At 65.6% G+C, this 5,355-nt stretch carries 6 protein-coding genes and 2 pseudogenes; 4 read left to right on the top strand and 4 right to left on the bottom strand.

What is annotated here, in order from left to right; translation table 11 throughout:
- Positions 1-194 precede the first annotated feature (194 nt).
- From AB0D57_RS47055 to AB0D57_RS47045, 3 genes and pseudogenes are all read right to left on the bottom strand, one after another.
- A pseudogene (locus AB0D57_RS47055) lies at positions 195-628 on the bottom strand (SpdA protein); the annotation flags it as partial.
- Positions 629-824: 196 nt separating this feature from the next.
- A complete protein-coding gene (locus AB0D57_RS47050; protein ID WP_362088663.1) occupies positions 825-1,070 on the bottom strand; it encodes a hypothetical protein in 246 nt (81 codons plus the stop codon).
- Positions 1,058-1,309 (bottom strand): hypothetical protein, encoded by a 252-nt coding sequence (locus AB0D57_RS47045; RefSeq protein ID WP_362088665.1) that lies wholly within the window; start codon positions 1,307-1,309, stop codon positions 1,058-1,060. Before AB0D57_RS47045 ends, AB0D57_RS47050 begins: the two co-directional genes overlap by 13 nt.
- A gap of 273 nt (positions 1,310-1,582) precedes the next feature.
- Here AB0D57_RS47045 and AB0D57_RS47040 point away from each other — a divergent pair, with 273 nt between their 5' ends.
- From AB0D57_RS47040 to AB0D57_RS47030, 3 genes are all read left to right on the top strand, one after another.
- On the top strand, positions 1,583-2,302 hold the full coding sequence (locus AB0D57_RS47040; RefSeq protein WP_362088664.1) for an XRE family transcriptional regulator: 720 nt from the start codon (positions 1,583-1,585) through the stop codon (positions 2,300-2,302).
- 2 nt (positions 2,303-2,304) lie between these two features.
- Positions 2,305-2,775, top strand: a complete 471-nt coding sequence (locus AB0D57_RS47035; protein ID WP_362088662.1) for an NUDIX domain-containing protein — start codon at positions 2,305-2,307, stop codon at positions 2,773-2,775.
- A gap of 512 nt (positions 2,776-3,287) precedes the next feature.
- Positions 3,288-3,821 carry a hypothetical protein gene (locus AB0D57_RS47030; RefSeq protein ID WP_362088661.1) on the top strand — a complete coding sequence of 178 codons (534 nt, stop codon included), beginning with the start codon at positions 3,288-3,290 and terminating at the stop codon, positions 3,819-3,821.
- A 105-nt stretch (positions 3,822-3,926) separates the two neighbouring features.
- Here AB0D57_RS47030 and AB0D57_RS47025 read toward each other — a convergent pair.
- Positions 3,927-4,157, bottom strand: a pseudogene (locus AB0D57_RS47025) (IS30 family transposase); the annotation flags it as partial.
- Positions 4,158-4,341: 184 nt separating this feature from the next.
- On the opposite strand from AB0D57_RS47025, the gene cpt reads away from it, so the two are divergent.
- Positions 4,342-4,875 carry a chloramphenicol phosphotransferase CPT gene (gene cpt, locus AB0D57_RS47020; RefSeq protein WP_362088660.1) on the top strand — a complete coding sequence of 178 codons (534 nt, stop codon included), beginning with the start codon at positions 4,342-4,344 and terminating at the stop codon, positions 4,873-4,875.
- Positions 4,876-5,355 lie beyond the last annotated feature (480 nt).

The raw sequence follows: 5,355 nt of genomic DNA, 5'->3' as shown, positions 1-5,355 counted from the left end.
GCTTCCTTCGCCCCTGCGGCCCCCGGTCCTTGCGTATCTCGAAGTCCATTGCATCCCCTGAGCTGGGGTGTTGCAACGACCACTAGAACTCAAGGTCACCTACAGGGGCCGTATTGCGGCTTGACGGCAGTAGATGACGGCAACGGCGGCGGACACCAGGTGTCCGCCGCCGTTCCCGTGCATGTGTCAGGCGTGGTCGAGGGCGCGGCCGAGGAGGTCGATGGCACCGGCTCGGCGGCAAGGGCAGCAGTGGCCTCCAGGTGCGGCGTGGGGCGGGTGAGGGCGTGGAACTGGGCGAGGAAAGCGGGGCCGACGTGGCCCCAGCCCAGGAGCAGGAGAGGGGCGACGGTGTCCAGGCAGGCCCGTCCGTAGCGTCCGGTCAGCAGCGGTTCGGCGGTGTTCAGGGCGAGGGTGAGCAGGCCGCCAGCAGCCCGGCGCCGGCCCGCAACTCGGCCTTGGGCACGCCGCGCAGGGCCAGGAACCGCAGCGCGACCAGAAGCCCGACGACCGACAGGTCCACCATGGGGGCGATCAGCGGCGAGATCGGGTGGGGCACGTCGAGCCGCAGGGCGAGCGCCCAGACGCTGCCGAAGGAGAAGACGAAGGCCAGGGCCGCGATGACCGCCATTCGGTCGGCACGCCCGCCGTCGTGGCTGACTTTCTGTGGCTGAGGCCAGAACCCCCACGGCCATGGGCCCGGCACGCACGTGAAGGCCCGTCCCTGCCAGGGCTGACGAGGACGGGGGAGCCTCGATCGGTCACGCCCGGCAGGGACGGGAATCGGGTAGGTCAGCGCGGTGCGGTTCCTGAGCGAGCGGGACGGGTCACGTCCGCCGCCAGGCACGCCAGGGCCGGGTGATGATCTCCCGGTAGGTGTGGTGGGACGGGTTCTGGCCGCAGTGCCGCAGCACCCAGTCCTGCGGTTCGGCGAAGTTCTCGCTTGTCGGTGAGGTCTCTCCGTCCACGGCGCACTGGATCGCGTACAGGACCGGCTCCGCGTCCGGCTCGCGGTCGGGCTGGAGAGTCCAGGTCTCGTAGCGCAGGACCGAGCGAGGGGTCACCGTCCCCACCTCCGGTTGGCCACGGCCACCTTCGCGCTCAACTCCTCCGTCGGAGTCGGCGTACGTACGTCCTCGGGCGGCACGTCCCACTCCCGGCCGCCGCGCGGTGGCCGAAGCTGCACGTACGGACCCACGTGCCCCATCACCACGCCCACCTTGCCGTTCCGCCGGTCGACCACCATGGTGCCCACCGTGGGCGAGACGGGGTGCCGACCCGCATCAGGGGTGGGGGCCGTCATCGTGACCACCCCGGCGAAGTGGCGCGCGACCGGGCGTCCAGTCGCAGGGCGGGAACACATGGGGTGGCGCTCATTCGCACGGTGACGCTCCTCGGCGGCATTGATGCGTGCCCCTGGGCCTGTTGGTGCCGCAGGGTCGGCACCGATCCTCACGCCGGTCACCAGGACGAAGGAACCTCCACCAAACCCCACTTCGGGACGTCCCGTGCCGTGTAGAACGTCCCTAGTGCCGTCCTGAGACGAAGGCAGAGACTCGTGCCGAACGAGAGACTACGAGCCGTCATGGCGGCGGGAGGCTGGACGTACGCCGCACTCGCTCAGCAGGTCGAGGTCGACCCCAAGTCGGTCGAGCGCTGGGTGAACCTCGGGCGTATCCCACGTCGTGCCACCGCCCTCCAGGCGGCCAAAGCCCTGGGAGAAGACGTGCACGCACTCTGGCCGGCGCTCCGCCAGGCCCGCCCCGCCCGCGCCATCAGCCCCGAACTGGTCGCGCTCTACGAGCAGCGGGCCGACCTCCCCGTCTCGACGTTCACCGACCTGATGGCCCAGGCCCGGGAACGGATCGACATCCTCGTATACGCGGCCGTCTTCCTCCACGAGGCGTACCCGCGGCTGAACGAACTCCTCACCGAACGCGCCGCCGAAGGCTGCACCGTCCGCATCGCGATCGGGGACGCCGACAGCGACACCGTCCAAGCCCGCGGCCGCGAGGAGCGGTTCGGCCACGGCGTCGAATCCCGTTGCCGCCTCGCCCTCATGCACTACAGGCCACTCGTCGGCACTCCCGGCATCGAAGTCCGCACCCACGGCACCACGCTCTACAACTCCCTTTACCGCGCCGACGACCAGCAACTCGTCAACGCCCACGTCTGGGGCGTCAACGCCTACGCCGCCCCCGTATGGCATCTTCGCCGACACGAGACAGGCGGCATGTTCGACACCTACGCCGAGAGCTTCGACGCGGTGTGGGCGACGGCGACGCCCGTACGAGAGGAAGGCTGACCGTGGCCCGCACCGAGTACTACGACGACCCGAACGCCCCCAAGCCGAACAGCATGGTCGTCGCCGCCTCCGCCGTCGTCACCGACGACCACGGGCGCATCCTCCTTCAGCGCCGCCGCGACAACGACCTGTGGGCACTGCCCGGCGGAGGCATGGACCTCACCGACTCCCTGCCCGGCACGGCCGTCCGCGAGGTCAAGGAAGAGACCGGCCTCGACGTCGAGATCACCGGCCTGGTCGGCACCTACACCGACCCGAAACACATCATCGCCTACACCGACGGCGAGGTCCGCCGCCAGTTCAACGTCTGCTTCACCGCCCGCATCACCGGCGGCCAGCTGGCAATCTCCGACGAGTCCACCGAACTTCGGTTCGCGCCGCCGGAAGAGATCGAACAGTTGCCGATGCACCACACCCAACGACTCAGGCTCCAGCACTTCCTGGAACAGCGCGAGAAGCCGTACCTGGGCTGACCCAGTTGACGCCAGTAGCGACGGCAACAACCCCGCACAACCACGGACACCCATGTACCTCCCCGGACCAACAAACCGCACTTGACCTGCAAAAAAGCAGATCGAAGGCTTCGCGTAGCACACGTACTATGTACTCGCTGGTGAAACGCCGGTACTCGTTCACAACAGCAACTGCCCTGCGGGTAAGGCGCCTGAGGCTCCTTCCATCGACATTGGCGACTACCGGGGCAGATTCCAGGCCTACTTGCACCGCAGTGGCATGAAGCGACTGCCGGATGATTGGGATGCCCACCATGCCAGCCCGCAGGAGTATCGAAATCACCCGGAGTTTCGTGAATTTGACTTCGATGCGCCATCCAACATGCGTGGAGTGCCCGGAAGTAGGATGAAGTCCCGGGGAGCCAACGTCCATCAAGAGATAACCAACCAATGGAAATAGTTCCATGACATGAACCCGAATCCCACGCGAGCTCAAATTGAAGACCTCGCGGGACAGATTGATAGGGGATACGGTGCCTATTTCTGGGCCGAACGTTGATAGCTGGATCGACGAAATGTCGCGCCTGGCCTCACGGTTCGTCGCAGCGTTCGAGACAGCGTATGGATATCCGCCAGGCGAACATTATGTGTCAAGAGCCTCTGATCGCGGCGGTCGCGATGCGCTCGCTACAGTTTTGAGTGATGCGGGTGCGGGGGATTTGGTGGAATTTTATTCGCACGTTGCGCAAATTTCCTTGCCTGATGTCGGTCCGGGGCTCTTTGTAGATGAGGTTGAGGATGTAGTTGAGGGCTGGCATGGCTCTCAGCCAACGCAGGTGCACAGCGTTCCTGATCGGACTGTCGCCGTATTTGGCTCTGATGGTGGAGGTGCATTGTTCGCCGCCGATCGCCAAACCGGAGAGATTGTCCGACTGGAAGACGGATCCCTCATCGGTGATGTCTATGAGGTGGAAGAATCTGGGGCACAAGTGGTCGCGCGAGATTTCGAGGGATTCATGCAGTTCCTATATGGAGAATTGCTGCGACAGATTCCCTCTGAGGAGTAGCCATCTGATCGCACCCGCGTTGATGTCAGATCTGGCATGTGGCAATGCAGAAGCCCCGGCACGCTTGGCGGATTCCAGGGGTCGTTGCAACGCGTGGTCGGTTGATCAGGCCGCGAGCAGTTTATGCAAACGCTCGGCTGGGGTTACCCAGTCGAGCGTTTTGCGTGGGCGGCTGTTGAGCTCGGCGGCAACTGCGGCCAGTTGGTCGGGGCCGTGGGTGGAGAGGTCGGTGCCATTGGGGAAGTACTGCCGCAGCAGGCCGTTCGTGTTCTCGTTCGATCCTCGTTGCAGGGGGCTGGCCGGATCGCAGAAGTGGACCGGGACGTCGGTGGCGACGGCGATGATGAACCGCGTCCTTCGCATCCGCCTTGGCCTTGCCGGGATAGAGGCCGGCGATCCGCCGCATCGTCAGCCCCAACCAGTAGTGACGTGATCGGGAACGTTCACCGGGTTGTGGCAGCAGAGCAGTGTCCGCCGATATTCGTTTCGTGCCGCGTCGGAAGCGTCTTACCGTGGCGCGGTGACGACTCAGATGATCATTCTCAACGGTGGTTCCAGCTCGGGGAAGTCTGGGATCGTACGGTGTCTGCAGGCAGTACTGCCTGATCCGTGGCTGGCGTTCGGGTGCGACTCGTTCGTCGACGCCATGCCCGCGAAGATGCAGGCGTCGGACCAGGGAATCGTGTTCGCGGCGGACGGCGGGGTGAGCGTCGGGGCGGACTTCCGGGCGCTGGAGGCGGCCTGGATGGAGGGCGTCGTGGCGATGGCCCGTGCAGGCGCCAGGGTCATCATCGATGAGGTCTTCCTTGGCGGAGCGGTGTCCCAGCAGCGGTGGCAGAAGGCTCTGGGCGGACTGGCCGTGCTGTGGGTGGGCGTCAGGTGTGAGAGTGCGGTCGCCGCAGGCCGTGAGGTCGCACGAGGGGATCGCATCCAGGGGGTGGCCGCATCGCAGGCGGATGTCGTTCACGAGGGAGTGTTCTACGACCTGGAGGTGGACACGACGCATACCGAGTCCCTGGTGTGTGCGCGAACCATCACCGCCCACGTCGTCTGATCGCCGGATCGGCTCCCGGCTACCCGACCCGCAGCCGCAGCGGCTCAAGCTGCGGCTGTGAGGGGCAGGCCTCCCCAGGGGGAACGAAAAGGCAACGGGGGTGCCGCCTGGAGCGGAGTTGACACGGCTCCACGTCGTACGTAATGTTCTCCGGGTTGTCCGATGTGAGTGCCGACTCCGGTCGGTCCCCGGACAGCCATTCCGCACCAAGCATTCAACGAACGGCGACTGGTCGTCGGCTCGTTTTCATGCGTGTTTGCGAAATGAGGAATCCGCGTTCGAGAGGACGCCACCCCGATTAGCTCGGGAGCCAGGAATCCGCTAAAGTCTCACTCGTCGGAACGGCCCAACAGCCGTGAAGGCAACTCCCGCTGACTGGGAATCGGGCCCGAAAGGATCTGATAGAGTCGGAGCCGCCGGAAAGGGAAACGCGAAAGCGGAAACCTGGAAAGCGCCGAGGAAATCGGATCGGGAAACGGT

It is taken from the genome of Streptomyces sp. NPDC048275 (assembly GCF_040652275.1).
Classification (GTDB): domain Bacteria; phylum Actinomycetota; class Actinomycetes; order Streptomycetales; family Streptomycetaceae; genus Streptomyces.
The sequence above is the reverse complement of the archived record's forward strand: the minus strand, read 5'-3'. Positions and strand labels throughout refer to the sequence as shown.

What these genes read in the sequence shown, in the direction of transcription:
- AB0D57_RS47040 (WP_362088664.1), top strand. Translation starts at nt 1,583, where the DNA reads ATGGCGGCGGGAGGCTGGACGTACGCCGCACTCGCTCAGCAGGTCGAG.